This window comes from Pseudomonas sp. TSO6, from assembly GCF_056098905.1.
Window position 1 is genome coordinate 364,834 of sequence record NZ_JBLZWV010000033.1, and the last position, 21,738, is coordinate 386,571.

A 21,738-nucleotide genomic window follows, 5' to 3' on the forward strand; every position below is an offset into this window, starting at 1 on the left:
GGTAGCAGGCGACCGGTATTCGCAGTGCTACTTTCCTGCAGGATTCAGCGCACGCGATCGCTCATCCCAGTACCCGACCGGTCGCATACCGATCCCACAATCCAGGTTTTTGCGGGGGGCAGGCAGTCTTTCGGTGGTCTACGGAGTGGTCACTCTCGATGGCTGAAAGTCTGCCCCCCGCTTTTTTTATCCTGGCCCGGCTCAATGCCATCCCGGCCTTGCTCCCGTAAACGCTGCCAGGTGCGCCAACAGGAGATTTCCCGTGCTCGAAGCCTATGCCCGCCACGTCCACCAACGTGCCGAAGAGGGCCTGCCCCCCCTGGCCTTGAATGCCGAACAGACCGCAGGTCTGATCGAGCTGCTCAAGCGTCCACCGGCAGGCCAAGAATCAACCCTCATCGACCTGATCAGCCAGCGCGTGCCCGCGGGCGTTGATGAAGCCGCTTACGTCAAAGCAGCCTTTCTTGCCGCTGTCGCCAGGGATGAGGCGGCTTCTCCCCTAATTGACAAACGACGCGCCGTCGAGCTGCTGGGTACCATGCAGGGCGGCTACAACATCGCCACCCTGGTCGAGCTGCTGGATGACACCGAACTGGCGCCGGTGGCCGCCGAGCAGCTCAAGCACACGCTACTGATGTTCGACGCCTTTCACGATGTGACTGCCAAGGCCAGCGCGGGTAACCGGCAGGCCCTGGCCGTGTTGCACTCTTGGGCCGACGGCGAGTGGTTCAGCCGTCGCCCGTGCCTGCCGGAAAAAATCACCTTGCGGGTATTCAAGGTCACCGGTGAAACCAACACCGACGACCTTTCGCCAGCGCCGGATGCATGGTCGCGTCCCGATATCCCCTTGCACGCACTGGCCATGCTGAAAATGGCCCGTGACGGTATCGAGCCCGACCTGCCCGGTGTCATCGGGCCGATGCGACAGATCGAAGCCATGCGGGCACAAGGCATCCCCATCGTCTACGTCGGTGATGTCGTAGGTACCGGTTCTTCGCGCAAGTCCGCCAGCAACTCGCTGCTGTGGTTTTTCGGTGAGGACATCCCCTGGGTGCCGAACAAACGTGGCGCGGGTTTCTGCTTCGCCAACAAGATTGCGCCGATCTTCTACAACACCCTGGAAGATGCAGGCGCCCTTCCGATCGAGTTCGACGTCGCCAACCTGCACATGGGTGACCTGATAGATGTCTACCCCCACGCAGGGAAGGTCTGCCGGCATGGCAGCAACGACGTCCTCAGCACCTTTGCGCTGAAGACGCCGGTACTGCTCGACGAGGTGCGCGCCGGCGGGCGTATCGCGCTGATCATTGGGCGCGCATTGACCGACAAGGCCCGCCTCGCTCTGGGGCTACCCCCTTCCTCGCTGTTCCAGCAATTGCAGGCACCGGCAGACACCGGCAAAGGCTACAGCCTTGCGCAGAAGATAGTCGGCAAGGCCTGCGGCGTGGCCGGCATCCGCCCGGGTACCTACTGTGAACCGAAAATGACCACGGTCGGCTCACAGGACACCACCGGCCCCATGACCCGTGACGAGCTCAAGGACCTGGCGTGCCTGGGGTTCTCCGCCGACCTGGTGATGCAATCGTTCTGCCACACCGCGGCCTATCCCAAGCCTGTGGATGTAAACACCCACCATACCCTGCCAGACTTCATGCGCACCCGCGGCGGCGTCTCGCTGAAGGTCGGTGACGGCATCATCCATAGCTGGCTAAACCGCATGCTGCTGCCAGATACAGTCGGCACCGGAGGCGATTCGCACACCCGGTTCCCCCTCGGTATCTCGTTCCCGGCAGGTTCGGGGCTGATCGCCTTTGCCGCAGCCACCGGGGTCATGCCGCTGGACATGCCGGAATCGGTGCTGGTGCGCTTCAAAGGCAAGGTCCAGCCTGGCATCACCCTACGGGACTTGGTGCACGCGATCCCGTACTACGCGATCAAGAGGGGCCTGCTGAGCGTCAAAAAGAAAGGCAAGATCAACGTGTTCTCCGGCTGCATCCTGGAGATCGAAGGACTGGAAGACCTGACCGTCGAGCAAGCATTCGAACTGTCTGACGCCTCCGCTGAACGCTCTGCAGCCGCCTGCACCATCAAGCTGCCGGAAAAGGCCATTGCCGAGTACCTGACGTCGAACATCACCCTGCTGCGCTGGATGATCAGCGCAGGCTATGGCGACGCCCGCAGCCTGGAGCGTCGCGCCCAGGCAATGGAGGCCTGGCTTGCCAACCCGGTGCTGCTGGAGGCCGACGCGGACGCGGAGTACGCTGAAATCATCGAAATCGACCTTGCCGAGATCAACCAGCCTATCGTCTGTGCACCGAACGATCCGGATGACGCGCGTCTGCTGTCCGACGTCCAGGGCCACCCGGTCGACGAAGTGTTCATCGGTTCCTGCATGACCAACATCGGCCACTTCCGCGCCGCGGGCAAGCTATTGGCCAAGGTCAGAAGCGCGCTGCCGACCCGTTTATGGCTTGCCCCACCCACCCGGATGGACGCTCAACAGCTGACCGAAGAAGGCTACTACGGCATCTACGGCAACGCAGGTGCGCGTATGGAGATGCCGGGTTGCTCGCTGTGCATGGGCAACCAGGCGCGGGTGGCCGCAAATGCCACGGTGGTGTCTACCTCGACACGCAACTTCCCCAACCGCTTGGGCGACGGGGCCAATGTCTACCTCGCTTCGGCCGAACTGGCTGCCGTTGCCTCAATTCTGGGTGCGATACCTAGCGTCGAGCAGTACATGGCTTATGCGCAGGACCTCGATGGCATGGCGGCGGAGGTGTACCGTTACCTGAGTTTCGACAAGGTCGAGGCATTTCGTGAAGGTGCCGAGCAAGCCAGGATTGCCCTGGTGCAGGTCTGAGTCACGTCCTGGGTAAACGCCGTCATCACGATGATGTTCAGCGTTTATCCGTTGCTCGGATAAGCATCGCCCCGTAGTGCATTCACTACATCATTTTCGTGATTGCTCGGTCCCCCCACTGCACCGCTCGGGTGAAGATGGCAGCAAAGCAGCATCCGCTGTCAGATTCACGCAAACATGTGCGGTGGGAGGTTTCGTGGAAAACATCATGTATTTGCTCTTCCAAAAGGTCCAACCTAGGTGCATTTTACGGTGGCGTCGGCCTGGTCCAGCGCTGCCGGCGATGCACTCTCGTACGGCGCTTTCTGCAGCGCTGGAACAGGAGCAGGAAAAGAGTCTGGTGTGGATCCTGCAAAAACGGCTACCGCACTAGCACAGTGGCTATCCAAAGCCCGCCTGCCCGGCAATACCCGTCTAAGCTTGTGCCGAACTTTCCAGCTATCGAGGGACGAGGCGTACTCATGAGCAAGGTGCTGTCATCGCGTATCGGCCTGCGTGGCCTGGTTCTTGGCTTTGTCCTGCTCGCCGTGCTGAGTACCCTCTGCAACAGCCTGATCACGGCCTACAGTGTGCAACGCGATGCGCTGGTGCATTCGGCACTGGAGGCCAACCGTGCCTATGCCTTCAAGGTCGCATCGAGCATCGATCAGTTTCTGTACTCGGTCAATGAACGCCTGAAGTACAGCAGCCAACGCCTGGGCAACGACTTTGCCAATCGAGCGTTGCTCGAGGAAGAAGCACGCCGCCTGCAGGCCCAGGACTCGGAGTTGAACACCGTGCTGATCACCGACCCTGCGGGCAAGGTACTGCAGGCTTACCCGCCTGCGGTGCCGATCGGTTCGACGGTCAGCTCCGACGAACTACACCAAGCGCTCAAGGTGCGTCGGCCCATGGTCAGCCAGGCTTTTACCTCAACCAGCGACAAGCTGATCGTCTTCGTCTCCCAGCCTGTCTTCAGCCCCACAGGCGAGTATCTCGGGCTGGTCGGCGGCTCCGTGTTCTTGCAACAGCGTGGCGTGATGCATTCGTTGATTGGTGAACACCACCTCGATGGTGCCTTCGCCTTCGTCGCCGATGGCAACCGCCGATTGCTCTACCACCCCGATCAGCAGCGAATCGGTGAAGTGCTCGGCTGGAGCGAGACGGTGGACAAGGCCCTGCTCGGTGACAGCGGCACGCTGGAGACGGTCAACTACCATAAGGTGCCGATGCTCGCCGGGTTCGCACACGTGCAGGGCTCCAACTGGGCCGTGGTCGTCCAACAACCCCGGGAACAAGCACTGGCGCCACTGGGCAAGCTGATGCGCGACATGCTGGTCAGGATCATCCCGGCTGGGGTAATCGGTCTGGCCCTGATACTGCTGGGCGTCATGCTGATCACTCGCCCCCTGCGCGCGCTGGCCGGCCATGCCATCGACCTTTCGACGCCGAATGCCACCGCTGAACTGTCCGCGATCAACGCCTGGTACGCCGAGGCAGCGGCGATCCGCCAGGCGCTGGTAGTGCAGTCGCAGCAACTGCAACAGAAGATCGGCAGCTTGAACGCCGCGGCCGACACCGACCCGTTGACCGGCCTGGCCAACCGGCGTGCGATGAACGCGGCACTCCTGGCACTCGACGCAACTCAACAGACGTATTCGGCACTGGCGTTGGACGTCGACCACTTCAAGCGGGTGAACGACAACTTTGGTCACGATGTGGGTGACCTGGCGTTGCAAAGGGTCGCGCAAGTGATCCGCGACTGCACGCGGGCCGGGGACCTGCCGTGCCGGGCCGGTGGCGAAGAGTTCTGCCTGCTGCTGCCGAACACCGCGCTGAGCACGGCCTGCGAGGTCGCCGAGCGGATCCGCACCACGCTCAACGCTACAGCGGTGGCGCAGATCGGCACCTTGACTATCTCCATCGGTGTGGCCTGTCGGGACGCAGACACCCCCAGTGCCCCGGCCATCCTCAAGCGCGCTGACGAGCGCTTGTACCTGGCCAAACAGAATGGACGTAACCGGGTAGTGGCCGAAGATCGGGTAACGCTCTGATGCCCCAAGAGATACGGTGCTTGCGTGTCTTATGCATCATCAATTCATGAGTAACGCATTTACGTTCAACGTCAACGCTTCGAGTGTGAAAGGTTTCGTCAGCACAGCCGTGTTGGGCTCTAGCTGGGCGTTGTCCAATATATTCGGTTGCGCATACCCGGTCATGAACAAGACGGGAAGGCCCGGCCTGAAGCTGCGGCCGGTATTGGCCATTTGCCTGCCGTCGATTCCTCCTGGCAGGCCAATGTCTGTGACAAGCAGATCGATGCGGGTATCGGAGCGGAGCAACTGAAGGCCCGCAAGGCTATCGGTCGCCTCAATGACGATGTATCCGCAGCTGCCCAGCGACTCACTCACAAACATGCGGACGGAAGGCTCATCATCGACGACCAAAACCGTTTCGCCTGACGAGGTCAGTTCTGACTCAGGCGATGGCTCGGCACGACCTGCAGCATCGACCTCAACCTTATGGCTGGGCAGCTGCAGATATACGCGGGCGCCTTGGCCCACTTCTGACTCGATCCGAACCTGCCCGCCAGACTGCTTGGCGAAACCATAGATCATGGACAGGCCGAGCCCTGTACCCGCCCCCACAGGCTTGGTGGTGAAGAAAGGCTCGAATGCACGCGCTAACGTCTCAGCGCTCATGCCTACCCCGTCATCGGCAACACAGATCGTGAAGTACGTGCCGGGTGACAGTTCGGGGTCAAGATCTGCCCCTTGTACCAGCTCCTCGTTGTACGTCCTGATGGCGATCGATCCTCCGCCTTCCAGTGCGTCACGCGCGTTGATACACAGGTTTAGCAGTGAGTTCTCTACTTGAGCCGGATCCACCAGGCAAGTACTTGGGGTTGCATGGAGCTCGACCTTGAGTTGTATTGCTGGCCCTACCGTCCGACGTATCAGCTCCTCCATGTCGCTGATCAGGGTATTCACATCGGTATGAACAGGCATCAGCGTCTGGCGGCGAGAGAACGCCAGGAGTCGATGGGTCAGCGATGCCGCCCTTTGTGCTGCACCCTGTGCCACCGTCAGGTAACGTTCTACGTCAGTAGTGCGCCCCTGCTTCAAGCGAAGCTTGATCAGTTCAAGGCTTCCGGTGATGCCCGCGAGCAGGTTGTTGAAATCGTGAGCGATACCTCCGGTCAGCTGACCGACCGCTTCCATCTTCTGCGATTGCCGTAGCGCCGCCTGCGCCGCTTCCCGCTCGGCCACGGCTTGTTCGATCTTCGCTTCCAGGGTGCGGTTAAGCTCAAGCAACTGCGCCTCGGCATTTCTTCGCGCGGTGACATCGATGGACGAGCCGATCAGCCCGATGACCTCGCCTGCTTCGTCGCACAGGGGGGCTTTGACAGAAAGCCAGTAGGTAGCCGTGCCATCCGGCATGTCGACACGCTCTTCGATCTGCAGCGCGCCCTTCCCGCCATGCATGATATGACGATCGGTTTCCATGATCTGGCGTGCCTGAGCCTTGTCTTCCAGAAACTCCAGGTCGGTTTTGCCCAGATAGAGCTCTGGTGGCTTGCCAACCAGTTGGGTGACACCATCATTTGCAACAATCAGCCGCCCCTCGAGATCCTTTGCGTAGACAACACCCGGAACAGCAGCCGTGAAGGTACGCAGCAACGCTGACATCCTGTCGCGTTCAGCCTCTGCTGACCGGCGTGACTCAATGTCCATGAGGATGCCAGGGAACCGAACAGCCTCGCCCCCCTCGTCAAGCTCAGCTCTGCCATTGGCCTCAATCCAGCGGTAGCTGCCGTCATCCTGTCTGACGCGGTATTCACACCGGTAGGTGCCGCCACGGCTCATCGCCTCCTGAATATCGGCAGAGACACGATCACGGTCGTCAGGGTGAATCGAGGCAAAAGCTTCCTCGATCGGAATACCCGCCAGGCATTTATCTGCAGGAAGCCCGAACGATCGCGAGAACCGCTCATCCGCGGTCACCTGATTGTGCCGAATATCCCACACCCACGTTCCAATGATCGCGCCCGCATCGAGCGCCAACTGCAGGCGCTCCAAAGCGGTTGTCGGAAACGCGGACTCCTGACTGGGTAATGCGGGAGCATCCAGCTCTCCTGAAAAGCCGGCGCCTTCGCGATCCATATATTGCCTCTTTTGCTTACGCACATGAACGACAAGCCAATGGATAAGATTCTAGAGTGTGATGCCGAGCTATGGCGAGCAAAGCCCTTCACCTGATCTGTTCAGCGCAGCCCAAAGCCCATCCGGCTCAATTCCCCCAGCAGCTCCTCGCGCCCATGCAGGCTAGAAACGTTCCGCAGCCTGCTGACCACCTGCTCCGACCAGCCTGAAGCCTTCATGCCTTCGCCTTGATAGAAAGCACCCAGGCGCTTGTCGTATTCCGCTAGAACGCCCTGCTCGTCGGCAGCCGAGTACGTTTCGTGATGAAGCACTGCTGCCTGTGGCAGCCTCGGCTTCACCTTGGCTGGCCGATCAGGCGACGGATAGCCAACGCACAGGCCGAACACCGGATAGACCTGAGGCGGCAGTTGCAGTTCCTTGGCAACGGCTTCGATGTCGTTACGAATACCGCCGATGTACACGCTTCCAAGCCCAAGCGACTCCAACGCAACAACCGCATTCTGGGCCGCAAGCGCTGCGTCGATGGTGCCGAGCAACAGGCTTTCCAGGTATGGCAAAGCCTCCAGCTCTACCCCATGCTGGTCTGCGATGCGCGAGACGCGGGACAAATCGGCAAGCCAGACCAGGAACAGTGGCGCTTGATGGATGTAGGGCTGGTTGCCGGCCAGCGCCGAGAGGCGGCCTTTGCGATCCCCCTCTTGCACCGCAACCACACTCCAGACCTGGAGGTTGGATGATGTGGACGCGGACTGCGCGGCAGCAATTAAAGTCTCGAGCGTACCCTCGGGCAGAGGCTGGTCAGTGAACGCCCTGACGCTGCGGTGTTCGAGCAGTTGGTCGATGGTGTCATTCCATTGTTGCAGCGCAGAAATGTTCGGTGCGCCATAGCGTGCAGCGAGTTTTGCCTGAGCGTGGGTTGTCATAGAAGCCTCCAAAATGATAGGAGGCTATCAAAATTCGGCGTTTACCACACAGCTACCCCGAAATTTTTCATTTTCCGCCCCTGCCGCCTGCGTCTCGACCAGCCTTACCACTTCGCTGAGTGTCAGCCGTCACGCCTGTACACCCACTGCGCAGCCAGTGCCAGCGCCCTGCAAACGTTGCGCCAGCAGCCAGGTAAACGCCAGCACCGGGATCAGCGCACAGCCAGCCGCCAGCCATAACAGCATGCCGAAGCCCTCACCAACCAGTTGCCCGGCCAAGGCCGGACCTGCCATGGAGCTCAGGGCAAAGGCCCCTGGGATCAGCATGATCGAGCGGCCGCTGCGATCCAGCCGCGCAATCGCTGCGGTCTGGTAGACGCAGCCCCAGGTAAAGCCGACCTCCCAGATCCAGGCGCCCGCGGCATACATCAAAAAGCCTTCGGCGTTGCCCAGTAACAACAGCCCGGTACCCAGTACCGCGAGCACGACAAGATGGGGCACGCGTACGCCCAGGCGGTCACCCACCACCGCCAAGGCCAGCGCGGCTGCGCCGCCCAGCAGTTTCAGCACGGCGAAGACGACACCCAGTTCCGCCGGCTGCAACGCCAGGCCATGGCCCAAGCGCTCAAGGAACGCCCAGAGGCCAATCTGCCCGGCGCCGAACAGGAAGAAAAATGCCAACGCTGCATAAGCCGCCGGCGGGAACCTGAAGCGTGCTAGCAACGAGTCGGTTTGCGCCTGCTGCGCTTCGTGAATGAAGTCCTGACGCCTGGGCAATGCCAGCGCGCTGAGGCTCAACAGCAGAATGATCGCAGCCAGCATCAAGGCCGCGCCGGTGTAATGGAAATAGGCAATCACCAGCGACGGCAGGGCGAACAGCACCGCGGCCACCACCCCCAGTTCAATGCCCAGGCGCATGCCCAGGGCGCGTTCCTTGTTGGCCATTTCACCCATGATGCGCATGCCCAGGCAGGTCATGAGCGCAGCAAAAAAGCCGATCACCGCCCACAGCGGCAGCTGGGCCGTGGCCGGCAGCCAGGACGACATCCCATATGCCGCCGCAGCGCCAAGCGCACAACCCAGGGTCAACCAGCGCCAGTTCATGCGGTCGATCAGCACCACTGCCAGCAGCGTGCCGAGCAGGTAGCCGGCAAAACACACCGAGCCCAGCAGGCCGATCTGTTCGACAGTAAAGCCCAGGCTGTCGACCATCGACCCGAGCAGGATAGGCAAGGTATTGAACGGCAAGCCGCCAATCGTCGAAGCGAAGCTGGCGGCCAGCATGATCGCCAGTGTATTACGGCCACTCATGTTCATTGCTCTCTCCTGCTCGGGTGGCTTTCAGCGCTGGCCGACGGTAATGATTTCGCGGCGCTCGGCCATGGCAGCCGGTACGCTGGCTTCGTCCATGAAGAACTGCTCGTACCATTCGCGCAGCTGATAGACCGGGCCATCGCCTTCGGCCAGAACCGGGTTGTTCACCCGAATCTTGTGCGCCCAGATATCCACGTCCTGGTAAAAGGATTCGCGGTTGCGCATCACATAGTCCTTGGCCATTTCCCGGTTCTGTTCTTCGCTCCACCCCGGCACCTTCTTCACCATGCAGCCAAACCGCAGCTCAAAACTGTTGGCGGTGATCGGCACATGGCAGTTGAGCAGGATCGAGTGGATTTCCATGCCCTCGAACACCGCGCGCATGCGGGTAAAGTGCGTGGCTGGTCCGTAGTACGCCGACTCGGCCACCAGATCACCGCCCAGGCGCTCGGAGTCGCCATGGAAAATCTGCTGGGCAATGTGCCCTTCGAAGACGTTGGCGAAATACTTGGTTGGCGTGCCATGAACCGGCCCGAAGTGCTGGGCATCTGCCAGGTTATCGACCAGTTCGCGTGGGTTGGTTTCGATAATCAGCTTGTCCATGTGCCAGTCGTGCAGCCATTCGTCACTGTCCTGTTCCGGCAGATGAGGAATCACCACGCCGTCTGCCGGCGCCTTGCCTTCCGGGTTGTTCCAGACAAACAGCAGGTTGTTTTCTTCACAGGTCAGCCAGCTGCGGGTCTTGGCTTTCGGGGGGATACGCTTGCAGTACGGGATCTCCACGCACTTGCCGCTGGCGTCGTACTGCCAGTGATGAAAGGGGCATACCACCCGGTCATTTTCCAGGGTGCCGCGCGAGAGGTCGGCGCCCATGTGCGGGCAATGCGCATCAATGACGCTGATCTGGCCGCTGGAAGTCGCAAATGCCAGCAAGCGCGTGCCGAAGATATTCAGGGTGTGCAGCTGGCCATCACGGTAGTCGGCCGCTTCACCCAGGCAGTGCCAGCCTCGGCCGAAGCGCGGGGCCAGAGCAGTTTCGACATTGATTGCTGCGAGCTTGGTCATTGTTATTGTTCCTCGTGTGGAAATCCCCGGTAACTTGCCCGGTCAATCTTCACCGAGCAGCCGCCGGTGCTCATCCTCCGCATGGACTAGGTGAGCACCACGAGTACTTCTTCAGCCAATGCTCATCGCCAGTTGGCGACGATGCCGTGCTCCAGCGCAAACGCCTGCGCGGCGATGGTGCGCCGCTGAAAACGCGCTGCCTGATCGTGAGTGGCCAGCCACACCATCACCTCTGCCGGCACCTGGGGAGGCGCAGTGCCGATGCGCAGGGCCAGCAGGCCGTTTTCGCCGATGGTAGCCTTCAGCGCGTCGGTGGTGACCACCCCCGGGTTAAGCGTAAAGGCGCGAATCCCCTGCTCGCCCAGTTCGGCCGCAAGCACCCCCGAAACCCTGGAGACCGCAGCCTTGCCCGCACCGTAGGCATAGCCCCAGCCGCCGTCGACGGCAGCCACCGGCGGGTCGCCTTCACCGGCACCGGAGGTGACGTTGATCACCACCCCGGCGCCCCGTTCGAGCATGCCGGGCAACACGGTCTGGGTCAGTAACAGCGGCGCCAGCACATAACCCTGGAATACCCGCTGCATGGTCTGCGGCTGCAGCGACATGAATGCGCTGTTGAGATCGCGGCCCTGGTAGATGGCGTTGTTGATCAGCACATCGATGCGCCCGAGCGCCGCCAGTACTGCCTGGCCGGCGGCCAGTACCGAGGCGCTGTCGAGCAGATCCATAGGCACCACCAACGCCTTGCGCCCCATGGCGCGGATCGCGGCTGCCGTACTGTTGAGGCTGCCCGCCAGGGGCACGCCCTGGGCGTCGCACAGCCGATGCGCGGTGCTTTCGCCCTCCTCTACAGTGCGGGCACTGATCGCCACATCGAACCCGGCCCGGGCAAAGGCCAATGCCGTCTCGCGCCCGATACCGCGGCTTGCCCCGGTAATGAATGCCACTTTGGTCATTGTTGTTCTCACGTGGACATAGGCTAGAAACGTGCCGGACGAACCATGGCATCCATACCGCCATCTACAAACATCACAGTGCCGTGGACAAAACTGGCTTGAGTCGACTGCAAGAATGCCACGACCTGGGCGATCTCCTCAGGGTTGCCGGCGCGCCCCAGCGGTGCGACAAACTCACGGACCGCCTTGGCAAAGCGTGGATCGTTCAGCGACGCCTGGTGCAGCGGCGTCTCGACTGCCCCAGGCGCCACCACATTCAGGCGTATGCCTTGTTTTGCCCAGGCAACCGCCTTGCTACGGGCATTGCAGGTCACGGCGTATTTGGAGCTGGCATAGGCCACATGTGACTGCCCCAAGGTATTGGCGTGTTCCAGTGCCAGCGCTTCGTTGCCGGCGAGCATGGCCGCAATCATCGGCTGCTGATCGGGGCTGACGTGGGTGGCCGCAATCGATCCGATCACTACAGCGGCTGGCCGCTCGCCCTTGGCCAACGCATCGGCCAGGCCGTCAAGCAGCTCACAGACGCCAAAGTAGTTGACCGACACGATGGTATCGGACACCGCGCTGGAGCCGACCCCGGCGCAGCACACCAGGCCGTCGAGCACCCCGTCGCAGTGCTCGAGCACCGCACTGATGGCGGCCTGGCGCCCGCTTGCGCTGGACAGGTCGGCAATCACCTCGGCATTTGCCCGGTCGATGCCGATGATGCGGTGCCCGGCGGCACGTAGCGCCTGGCAGACTGCCGCGCCGATACCGGATGCAGAACCGCTGACCGCTGTAACTGGCATAACGTTGCTCCTTGTTGAATGGTGGTGCTGGCTAGTATTGGTGCCGCGCAAACCCCACAACATCGTCCGCACGGACTAAAACGCCCCGGCCTTGCAAGCAGGACCGGGGCGTTCGGGTAAGCCGGGCGAAGTTCAGGCGCTATTGCGCGCCGGGGTGGCCAGCTTCAACACCGGTTTTTCCGGCTTATCGTTTGGCAGTGCTGCCAGTTTGGGCTTTCCCAAGGCAACCACACTGTTGAGAATGATGCGCACCAACTCCGTCTGGCGGCGCACACCCGTCTTTGAAAAGATCGAGCGCAAATGCGCCCGTGCGGTGTTGCGGCGCACATTCAATACTTCGGCGGCCTCTTCAAGCGACAGGCCGTTAGCCAGCTCCATGGCCAGTGCGGTTTCGGCCCGGGTCAGGTTGAACAGTTGCTTGGTTACCGTTTCGCTAGCCATGGAGCGGCCCACCGCGTCGCGGATGTATACCACCACTGCAGGTTTGCTCTTGCCCTCGGCCCAGTCCTGGGTAGGAATGGCCTCGATCACTACCCCCAGGTTGACCTGGCCCGATGGCCTGGCCACCGACATCGCTTCGGCCGCCGTGCTGACCTTTTCGCTGTTGACGTCACGCGCGAAGGCATTACGTACCAGGCGTTGCAGTTCGCGGTTGTCGCTGGGATAGGTGGCTTCAAGACGCCCACCCACCAGTTTCAGGCCGTCCGCCTGTTCCAGCAGTTCGCTGGCCACCGGGTTGAGGCGCAGCACGCTGCCATTCTGGTCAAGCACGATGGTGGCCACTGACAAGCGGCTGATGGCCTGGGCATACAGTTCGCTGATCGACTCGCTGCGGTCGAGCAGGTTGTGCACGTGCATCGCACGGCGCAAATGCGGCAGGATCATTTCGCACAGGGTGCGCTCGGATTCGGTGAATTTCGGCGCGGCTTTGGGCCGGGTGATGCGAAAGCGCAGCTTGCCGCCATCGGGTGTGGAAACGTCGGCACCCATGATGTGGTAAGTGTCGTGCACGGTTCCGTAGGTCTTGTAGTAGACCGAATTGGCCCACTCCGCTTCGGTCATCAGGTCTTCGACGGTGAACACCTGGTCCATCGGCGGGTTGCTGAAGGGGGTGACAGCTTGTGGGTAGGCCCAGTAACTCACCTCCCCCTCGCCTTCGATGTCACCAACGACAATCATCAGGCCCAGGTCCGGTTGCTCTGGCACTCTCAAGATCAAGGTGACGTAATTGGCCTGGTACAGGCTGCGTACGTGGCGCAAGGTCTTGGCCATCAACTTGTGGTTCAGCGAGCCGTCATAGAACTCGCCGATGAGCGTGTCATATTCCGCCAGCTCCATACCCATTTCTGCCAGCGCTTCAAACCCCAGGGTGGAATTTCCCATCGCCCGTCTCCTCGCGGGGCACAGCCCAGGCCGTGCCCGCTTTTATTGTTATGATTCAAACACGTGTGCGCGCGCTGCACGGTTGGCTTTGACCGCAACCAAGGGTTTGCCGAGGTTGAACCAGGCGGCCAAAGCCGGCAGCAGGAAAATTGCCCCAAGTACATTGACCAGAAACATGAACGATAGCAAGACCCCCATATCGGCCTGGAACTTCAGCGGTGCAAAGGCCCAGGTGCACACCCCGATCGACATCGTCAAAGCAGTGAAAACGGCCGCTGTTCCGCGTTGGCACATGGCCTGGTAGAACGCCTGGCGCAGGTTGGCGCCCTCGGCCATTTCGTGCTGGATCCGCTCATACAGGTAAATGCCGTAGTCAACCCCGACGCCAACCCCAAGCGCCATCACCGGCAGGGTCGCCACCTTCAACCCGATGCCAAGCATGGCCATCAGTGCATTGCACAGTACCGCCACGATGGCCAGCGGCACCAGGATGCACAACACCGCGCGCAACGATTTGAAGGTCAACCAGCAGAACAACAGCACCGAGCCAAACAAGGCCACCAGCATCAGAACCTCGGCGCGCTTGACCGCGTCGTTGGATGCCGCCATTACCCCGACGTTGCCACCGCCGAGAAAGAACTTGATTTCCGGCACCTGGACCTGGGCAATGATCCGCTTGGCCTCCTGGACCACATGCGAGACCGTGGCGCCATCGTGGTCGGTGAGAAACACCAGAATCTGCATCTGCTGGCAGCCATCGGTCACCAGGCCGTCCTCGGGCATGTAGGCACGGGCACCTTGACTCAAGCCCCGGGCCGACCCGGGAATGGCCGCCCAACGTGGGTTGCCTTCGTTGTTACCGGCAATCACCGTCTTGCCAAAACCGGCCACCGACTGCACCGACTGCACGCCGGTGACGCTGCGCATCTGGAAGTCGAAGGCTTCCACCGCACGCATCACCGACGGTGACAGGCATGCCTCTTCCAGGCCCTGGGCCTGGACGAACACCGCCAGCACATCCAGGCCGATGGAATAGCTGCTGACAATTTTGCTGTTGTCCTGGTTGTAGCGCGACTCGGCGCGCAGTTCCGGTGCGCCAGCACCGATGTCACCGACTTCCAGCTGCCGGGCCTTGAGCACCGCCACGCTCAGCAACATCACGCTGAGCACCAGCACCGCCAGGGCCGGGCGCGGTTCGGCCAGCGCCGACAAGCGCCACCACAGCGGGTGCCTGCCCTGCTGCTGGACGCGTTCCTTGCTCAGCACACTACGCTCCAGGCGCAGGTAGGAAATAATGATCGGCAACATCAGCTTGTTGGTGATGATCATCAGCATCACGCCGATGCAGGCCGTCACCCCCAGTTCATGCACGATAGGGATGTCGATCAGCATGATCACGCCAAAGCCCAAGGCATTCATCAGCAACGCCAGGGAGCCAGGAATGAAGATCTTGCAAAAGGCCAGGTGCGCCGCCTGCAGCGAATTCTCGCCGGCGAGCACTTCCTGTTTCCAGGCATTGGTCATCTGCACGGCGTGCGAAACGCCAATGGAAAAAATCAGGAACGGCACCAGTATCGACATCGGGTCGATACCCAGGCCCATCAGCGGCAACAAGCCCAACAGCCATACCACCGGCAGCAACGCCACCAGCAGCGCGACTACGGTCAGGCGCAACGAGCGTGAATACAGCCACAGCAACAGGCCGGTGATCAGGAAGGCGACGACAAAAAAGCCGATCACAGTCATCAGCCCCTCGACAACATCACCCACCAGTTTGGCGAAACCGACGATGTTGATCTCGATCTGATCGCTGCTGTATTTGTCGCGAATGTCCTCCAGACGCTTGGCGACTTCAACATAACTGACCGATTTGCCTGTTTGTGGGTCCACGTCCTGCAAGTCGGCCCGGACCATGGCCGACTTCAGGTCATTGGCCACCAGCCGCCCGACCTGCCCCGAGCGCGCGGCGTTACTGCGCACCTGAGCCAGGTCTTCGGCGCTGGCGGTAAAGCGTGGCGGTACCACCACATCACCAAAAAAACCTTCTTCGGTGATCTCGATGTAACGCACGTTGGCGGTGAACAGCGAGGTTACGCTGGCTCGGCTGACCCCGTTGATAAAGAACACATCGTCAGTCACCTTGCGCATCGTGTCGAGGAACTCGGGGTTGTAGATGTCACCCTCGCCCTTCCATCTGACGCTCACCAGAAAGCGGTTGGCGCCGGTGAAGTAATGGCTGAATTCGAGGAAGTTGAGCATGTACTCATGTCGCACCGGGATCTGCTTGTTGAAGCCCGGGTCGAGCTGGGTATGCGTGGCGCTGTAGCCCAGGCCCAGGGTCAGCAGCAGGAACACCGTCAACAGCAGTTTGCGTCGTGCCAACAGCAGGTCGGCGCAACGCTCGACCAGGCGCCCGGCTCGGGCTTTAGCGTACTTCATGCACTTGCTCTCCTTTGCCCAGAGCGGCAACGCTGTTACCGTTCCCCTGGAAAACGCCCCGTTCACCGGCTACCAGCAACTGATCGGTGCCCACCACGATGGCTGCGGTCAAGGTGCCCAACCCCGGTTGGCGGGTGGTGCCGATCAAGCGGCCTTCTGCGTCCAGGCGCACCATTGAGCTGCCGCCGCCGACAATCAGTACGCCGCTGTGGTCTGGTAGCACAACATGGCCATAAAGCGGCTGGGTATTGCCAACCTTGATCGCCTGCCACTGCTCACCGAAGTTGTCGGTGACAAACACATGGCCGCGCATGCCATAGGTCACCCAACGCTGGGCGCTCAGGCGAACCACGCCAAACAGTGAGCCGTTGTAGAACGCCGGCAACTGTTGCCAATGCTGCCCGTTATCGGCGCTGCGCATGACCAGGCCCTGTTCGCCGACCAGCATGCGCCGGCCATCGCTGCCGCCATCCAGCGCATTGAGATGAGCACGGTCGACCTCCAGCGCCACCGCGCGCCAGCTGCGCCCGGCATCGTCGGACTGGTAGAACTTGCCGTAGCTGCCGAACACGACAACCTGCTCGTCACCGGCCGCCCAGGCACCGAGCAACGGCTCGCCTGCTGCGGGATCAAAATGCACCTCTTGCCAGCTGCTGCCAGCGTCGTTGGAGCGCAGAATCAGGCTGTCCTGGCCAACGGCTACCAACTGCTCGGGATTCAACGCGGTCAAAGCCGTGAGGGAAATCTGACGTTGCGGCTCGACCGTGGCTTGCTGCCAGCTGCGGCCGCGGTCGTCGCTGATCAGGATGGTGCCGCGCTCACCCACCGCCACCTGACGGGTGCCCAGATTGAGCAGGCCGTTTATCTGCATGCGCTCGGTATTCAGCGTGGTCTGGGCAATGTCCAGCGCGCCGCGTGGGGTAAATGCCAGCGCAACGATTGCGGCAACCGTAATGCACACGAAATAGGCAATAAGCTTGGCGCATGGGCGACTGCGTGCAGCGACATCCAGGCGCTCGACAATAGGCATACGGTCCACCCTCTTGTTCTTGTAGTCGTGCATCACCGCGCCACCTGGGCGCGGTGTCTGAGGTGTGTAGATAGTCCGTCTGCTCGACCTGCGGGACATCGTCCAAATGGCCTACCCCGGTGCCGATAGACAGAACCGCGGGTCAGTCCAGCTCGAACAGGCCCGCCGCGCCCATGCCCCCCCCGATGCACATGGCTACGACCACGTAGCGCACGCCGCGACGGCGCCCTTCCAGCAGGCCATGACCGACCATACGCGCACCCGACATGCCGAACGGGTGACCAATCGAAATAGCCCCGCCGTTGACGTTCAGGCGCTCCGCAGGGATGCCCAGGGCGTCGCGGCAATGCAGGACCTGGCAGGCAAAGGCTTCGTTGATTTCCCATAACCCGATGTCGGCCACGCTCAAACCGAAGCGTTTGAGCAGTTTGGGCACCGCCAGCACCGGGCCGATGCCCATCTCTTCCGGCGCGCAGCCGGCCACGGCGATGCCGCGATACGTCCCCAGCGGCTTCAGGCCACGCCGGGCGGCTTCGGCGCGGCTCATCAGCAGGCTGGCCGAGGCGCCGTCGGAGAACTGCGAGGCGTTGCCAGCGGTAATGAACTCGCCCTGCTCGACCCATTGGCCGTTCTTCCACACGGGTTTCAACGCCGCCAGGTCTTCGAGGCGGGTCGAAGGACGGTTGCACTCGTCGCGCTCGGCTACCACCTGTTCATGGCCATCGGGCTGGCCTTCCTTGTCAAAGCGCAGCTTGCGCACTTGCAGCGGTACGATTTCTTCGTCGAACAGGCCATCGCGCTGGGCAGCCGCCGTGCGCTGCTGACTTTGCAGTGAGTAGTCGTCCTGGGCCGCGCGGCTGATCTCATAGCGCCGGGCAACGATCTCGGCGGTTTCGATCATCGGGATATAGGCGCTTGGCATGCACGCCAGCACCGCCTCCGACTGGTTGCGGTAGGTGTTCTTGTGCTTGTTCTGGGTCAGCGACAGCGACTCGACCCCCCCGCCAATGACAATGCTCATTTCACCGGCCAGAATGTTCTTCGCCGCCATGCCGATACTGATCAGGCCGGAAGCGCACATACGGTCCAGGGCCATGCCCGGCACGCTGTCGGGCAAACCGCCGGTGTAGGCACACAGCCTGCCAATGTTGTAGCCCTGGGTGCCCTGCTGTACCGCCGCGCCCATGATCACGTCATCCACCGCGCCAGGCTCGATACCGGCACGCTCGACCACCGCGCGCACCACATGGCCGCCCAGCACCGGGGCTTCGGTGTCGTTGAAAGAGCCGCGAAAAGATTTGCTCAGCGCGGTACGGGCAGTCGCTACGATTACAACGTCTTGCTTGTCCATGAACAGGCTCACTCGGTGATGGGGTTGAAGGTGTAACGGCTGATGGTGTCGACCACACAGCCAGGGCGTTCGGCGCCCTCGATCTCGACGCTGATGCGCACCACCAGCTGTACCGCGCTGCCGATCAGCTCGGCGCTGACAACCTGGCCTCTGCCGCGTACCCGCGCGCCGACTTTCACCACGGCGGGGAAACGCACGCGGTCGGTGCCGTAGTTCACCCCCATGGCCATGTTGTCGATGCTCATCAACTGCGGCATGAACAGGTTGGCCAGCGCCAGGGTCAGGTAGCCATGGGCGATGCACGCCCCGAACGGGCCATTGGCGGCGCGCTCTGGGTCGACATGTATCCACTGCTGATCGCCAGTGGCTTCGGCAAACAGATTGACCCGCGCCTGGGTCAGTTGCAGCCAGTCGGTGACGCCCAGGTCCAGGCCCTGGGCCTTGAGCATGTGCTCGGCGCTACTGAATCGGGTGCTCATGGGGTGCCCTCAAGCTTGTTGTGAACTGACCGACAGCACTTCGCCAACCATGTAGGAGGCGTAATCGCTGGCCAGGAAGATCATGACGTTGGCGACTTCCCACACTTCAGCGGCGCGGCCAAAGGCTTCACGGTCGGCCAGTTTGGCCAGCAGTTCTTCGCTGCTGGCCTTCTTGAGAAATTCGTGCAAGGCGATCGAGGGCGACACGGCGTTGATGCGCACCCCGCTTTCGGCGGCTTCCAGCGCACTGCAGCGGGTCAGCGCCATGACCCCGGCCTTGGCGGCGGCGTAGTGCGCCTGCTCTTTCTGCGCACGCCAGCCGAGTACCGAAGCGTTGTTGACGATCGCCCCGCTCCCTCGGCGTTCCATATGCGGCAGCATCGCGCGGGTCATGCGGAAGGTGCCGGTGAGGGTCACGTCGATGACCCGTAGCCACTCCTCATCGGTCATCTCGGTAACCCGCCTGGAGCCACCAAGGCCTGCGTTGTTGATCAGCACATCGACGCCGCCAAGGGCCTGTTCGGCGGCGGCGACCAAGGCTTGCACCTCGGCCTCGACGGTGACGTTGCACAGCTGGCCGTACACGGCCTGCAAGCCGGTGTCGGCCTTGAGCTGTTCCACCGCCTGCTCCAGGCGCCGGGGATGAACATCGGAAATCATCAGGGCGCGGCAGCCTTCTTCGGCGCAGCGCCTGGCCGCGGCATAGCCGATCCCAGCGCCGGCGGCGGCAGTGATGAGCACGGATTTGCCAGCCAGCAACTGGTGGCCTGGCACATAAGGAGGGGCTTGTTTCACGCGGTATACCTCTGACAGAAAACAGGTTGTCGACAGGTATAAAGGCCGCAGGGGGCAGGCACATCGTCAAAACGGACGGGGTCGGTTGTGGCAAGGCAACAAGAGGCAGGCGCCGGCAACGCCGACGCCTGTGCATCAAGCCGCGCTCACGTGCCCCAGACCTTTTGCGCCTTGGGTGCTTCGCTGAGGATCGCATCGACCGCCGCCCCTACTTCAGCGACCTGCCAGCGCGCGCCCTTGTCGCGGGTGACGCCGGTACGCCAGCCATCACCGAGGGAGATCCGGCCACCCTGGCTCTCGAACAGCTGGCCGCTGACATGTCCGGAAGCCTCACTGCCCAGCCACACCACCAAAGGCGCGACGTTCTCTGCCGCCCAGGCGTCGAAGCTGTCGTCATCGGGCTTTTTGACCATGTCCGGCATTGCGCTTTCGGTCATCGCCGTACGCGCTGCCGGGGCCAGGGCGTTGGCGGTGACGCCATAGCGCGCCAGTTCCGCCGCCTGCACCAGGGTCAGGGAAGCAATACCGCCTTTGGCCGCCGCATAGTTGGACTGCCCAATCGAGCCCTGCAAGCCGGCGCCGGAACTGGTATTGATAATGCGCGCCGCCACCGGCGTACCGGCCTTGGCCTGATCGCGCCAGCGCCGGCCGAGGATATTGGCCAGGCAGTAATGCCCTTTCAGGTGCACGCGCATCACCATGTCCCAGTCCTCTTCCGACAGGCTGATAAACATGCGATCACGCAAGACCCCGGCGTTGTTGACCAAAACATGCACTTCGTCGAACGCCGCCAATGCAGCCTCGACGATGCCTTGAGCGCTGCTGAGGGTGGTGATGTCGCCATCGTTGGCGATTGCTCGGCCACCACTGGAACAAATCTCGTCGACCACCGCCTCGGCGGCCTCGCGACGAATGTCATTGACCACCACATTGGCGCCTTCAGCGGCAAATGCCAACGCATACGCGCGGCCCAGCCCGCCACCGGCACCGGTGATGATCGCGGTACGACCTGCACAGATTCCCATAGGATGTTTTCCTGTTGTTGAGTGTGGGTGGCTTCAAAGCCGTTCGATGATGCTGACGTTGGCCTGGCCGCCGCCCTCGCACATGGTTTGCAGGCCATAACGCCCGCCGGTGCGTTCAAGCGAATGCAGCAAGGTGGTCATCAAGCGCGCACCGGTAGCGCCCAGTGGGTGGCCAAGGGCGATGGCGCCGCCATTGACGTTGGTGCGAGCCGGGTCGTAATCGAGCTCCTTGGCCCAGGCCATGACCACCGAGGCAAACGCTTCGTTGATTTCCACAAGGTCGATATCAGCCATGCGCAGGCCTGCCTTCTTGAGCGCCGCACGGGTGGCTGCAATCGGTGCGGTGAGGTGCCAGATCGGGTCGTCGCCGAGCACCGACAGGTGATGAATACGCGCCCTGGGGATCAGTTTGTAGCGCTTGAGCGCCGCCTCCGAGACCACCAGTAACGCCGCCGAGGCATCGCAGGTCTGGCTCGATACAGCGGCCGTGATCGACGGGAACTCAGCGCTCACAGGCTCCAGGCTGGCCATTTTCTCCAGGCTGCTGACCCGCGGCGTTTCATCAAAGGCCAGGCCTTCGCAGGCAACGATCTCGCGGGCGAAATAGCCGGCGTCTGCGGCCGCCAAGGCACGACGATGGCTTTCCAGGGCAAACACTTCCATCTCTTCGCGGCTGATCTGCCAGTGATCGGCGATGCGCTGGGCGGCGTAAAACTGATTGACCGGCTGCTGCCCAAAGCGCGCCTGCCAGCCTTTGCTGCCGGAAAACGGGTCACTGAAGCCCAGCGGTTGGCCAGCGAGCATCGCCGACGAGATCGGGATCTGGGTCATGGTCTGCACACCACCGACAGCCACCACCTCCTGCATGCCACTCATCACCGCTTGCGCGGCAAAATGCAGCGCCTGTTGCGACGAACCGCACTGCCGGTCAACCGTGGTGCCCGGTACGTTCAGCGGCAAGCCGGCAGCCAGCCAGCTGGTGCGGGCGATGTCACCCGCCTGCGAGCCGATGGCGTCGACACATCCGAAAATCACGTCGTCATACGCGTGGGCAGGAATGGCATTGCGTTCGACCAGCGCTTTCAACACATGCGCGCCCAGGTCAATGGCATGCACATGGGCCAGGCTGCCTTTGCGTTTGCCCGTGGGGCTGCGCAGAGCATCGACGATATACGCTTGGGGCAT

At 62.0% G+C, this 21,738-nt stretch carries 16 protein-coding genes; 2 read left to right on the plus strand and 14 right to left on the minus strand.

The window, feature by feature from the left end; translation table 11 throughout:
• Positions 1-262 precede the first annotated feature (262 nt).
• Both acnB and ACN6NG_RS14640 read left to right on the plus strand, forming a co-directional pair.
• Positions 263-2,863: a bifunctional aconitate hydratase 2/2-methylisocitrate dehydratase gene (acnB, locus tag ACN6NG_RS14635; protein ID WP_474314686.1), complete on the plus strand. Its 2,601-nt coding sequence runs from the start codon at positions 263-265 to the stop codon at positions 2,861-2,863.
• Positions 2,864-3,324: 461 nt separating this feature from the next.
• On the plus strand, positions 3,325-4,896 hold the full coding sequence (locus ACN6NG_RS14640) for a sensor domain-containing diguanylate cyclase (protein WP_474314688.1): 1,572 nt from the start codon (positions 3,325-3,327) through the stop codon (positions 4,894-4,896).
• A 39-nt stretch (positions 4,897-4,935) separates the two neighbouring features.
• On the opposite strand, the gene ACN6NG_RS14645 is transcribed toward ACN6NG_RS14640, so the two are convergent.
• The 14 genes from ACN6NG_RS14645 to ACN6NG_RS14710 form a co-directional block, all read right to left on the minus strand.
• Positions 4,936-7,005 (minus strand): hybrid sensor histidine kinase/response regulator, encoded by a 2,070-nt coding sequence (locus tag ACN6NG_RS14645; RefSeq protein ID WP_474314690.1) that lies wholly within the window; start codon positions 7,003-7,005, stop codon positions 4,936-4,938.
• Between the two features lie 101 nt (positions 7,006-7,106).
• The gene (gene nfsA, locus ACN6NG_RS14650) at positions 7,107-7,928 is read right to left on the minus strand and encodes an oxygen-insensitive NADPH nitroreductase (protein ID WP_474314692.1); all 822 of its coding nucleotides are present in this window, start codon (positions 7,926-7,928) and stop codon (positions 7,107-7,109) included.
• A 129-nt stretch (positions 7,929-8,057) separates the two neighbouring features.
• Positions 8,058-9,245 (minus strand): MFS transporter, encoded by a 1,188-nt coding sequence (locus ACN6NG_RS14655; RefSeq protein WP_442120017.1) that lies wholly within the window; start codon positions 9,243-9,245, stop codon positions 8,058-8,060.
• A gap of 24 nt (positions 9,246-9,269) precedes the next feature.
• Positions 9,270-10,307: a 3-ketosteroid-9-alpha-monooxygenase, oxygenase component gene (locus ACN6NG_RS14660; RefSeq protein ID WP_016499746.1), complete on the minus strand. Its 1,038-nt coding sequence runs from the start codon at positions 10,305-10,307 to the stop codon at positions 9,270-9,272.
• 122 nt (positions 10,308-10,429) lie between these two features.
• Positions 10,430-11,263: an SDR family NAD(P)-dependent oxidoreductase gene (locus ACN6NG_RS14665; RefSeq protein WP_063424326.1), complete on the minus strand. Its 834-nt coding sequence runs from the start codon at positions 11,261-11,263 to the stop codon at positions 10,430-10,432.
• 23 nt (positions 11,264-11,286) lie between these two features.
• Positions 11,287-12,051, minus strand: coding sequence for an SDR family oxidoreductase (locus ACN6NG_RS14670; RefSeq protein ID WP_059394832.1), 765 nt, complete (start codon positions 12,049-12,051; stop codon positions 11,287-11,289).
• 132 nt (positions 12,052-12,183) lie between these two features.
• A complete protein-coding gene (locus tag ACN6NG_RS14675) occupies positions 12,184-13,434 on the minus strand; it encodes a helix-turn-helix transcriptional regulator (protein WP_353457238.1) in 1,251 nt (416 codons plus the stop codon).
• A 48-nt stretch (positions 13,435-13,482) separates the two neighbouring features.
• Positions 13,483-15,873, minus strand: a complete 2,391-nt coding sequence (locus ACN6NG_RS14680; protein WP_474314696.1) for an efflux RND transporter permease subunit — start codon at positions 15,871-15,873, stop codon at positions 13,483-13,485.
• On the minus strand, positions 15,860-16,903 hold the full coding sequence (locus ACN6NG_RS14685) for a WD40/YVTN/BNR-like repeat-containing protein (RefSeq protein WP_474314817.1): 1,044 nt from the start codon (positions 16,901-16,903) through the stop codon (positions 15,860-15,862). Before ACN6NG_RS14685 ends, ACN6NG_RS14680 begins: the two co-directional genes overlap by 14 nt.
• A 142-nt stretch (positions 16,904-17,045) precedes the next feature.
• Positions 17,046-18,254, minus strand: a complete 1,209-nt coding sequence (locus tag ACN6NG_RS14690) for an acetyl-CoA C-acyltransferase (RefSeq protein WP_061203237.1) — start codon at positions 18,252-18,254, stop codon at positions 17,046-17,048.
• 8 nt (positions 18,255-18,262) lie between these two features.
• Positions 18,263-18,733, minus strand: coding sequence for a MaoC family dehydratase (locus ACN6NG_RS14695; protein WP_474314699.1), 471 nt, complete (start codon positions 18,731-18,733; stop codon positions 18,263-18,265).
• A 9-nt stretch (positions 18,734-18,742) separates the two neighbouring features.
• The gene (locus tag ACN6NG_RS14700; RefSeq protein ID WP_474314702.1) at positions 18,743-19,528 is read right to left on the minus strand and encodes an SDR family oxidoreductase; all 786 of its coding nucleotides are present in this window, start codon (positions 19,526-19,528) and stop codon (positions 18,743-18,745) included.
• A 146-nt stretch (positions 19,529-19,674) separates the two neighbouring features.
• Positions 19,675-20,553 carry an SDR family oxidoreductase gene (locus ACN6NG_RS14705; RefSeq protein ID WP_028612891.1) on the minus strand — a complete coding sequence of 293 codons (879 nt, stop codon included), beginning with the start codon at positions 20,551-20,553 and terminating at the stop codon, positions 19,675-19,677.
• A 33-nt stretch (positions 20,554-20,586) separates the two neighbouring features.
• Positions 20,587-21,738: an acetyl-CoA C-acetyltransferase gene (locus ACN6NG_RS14710; protein ID WP_474314704.1), complete on the minus strand. Its 1,152-nt coding sequence runs from the start codon at positions 21,736-21,738 to the stop codon at positions 20,587-20,589.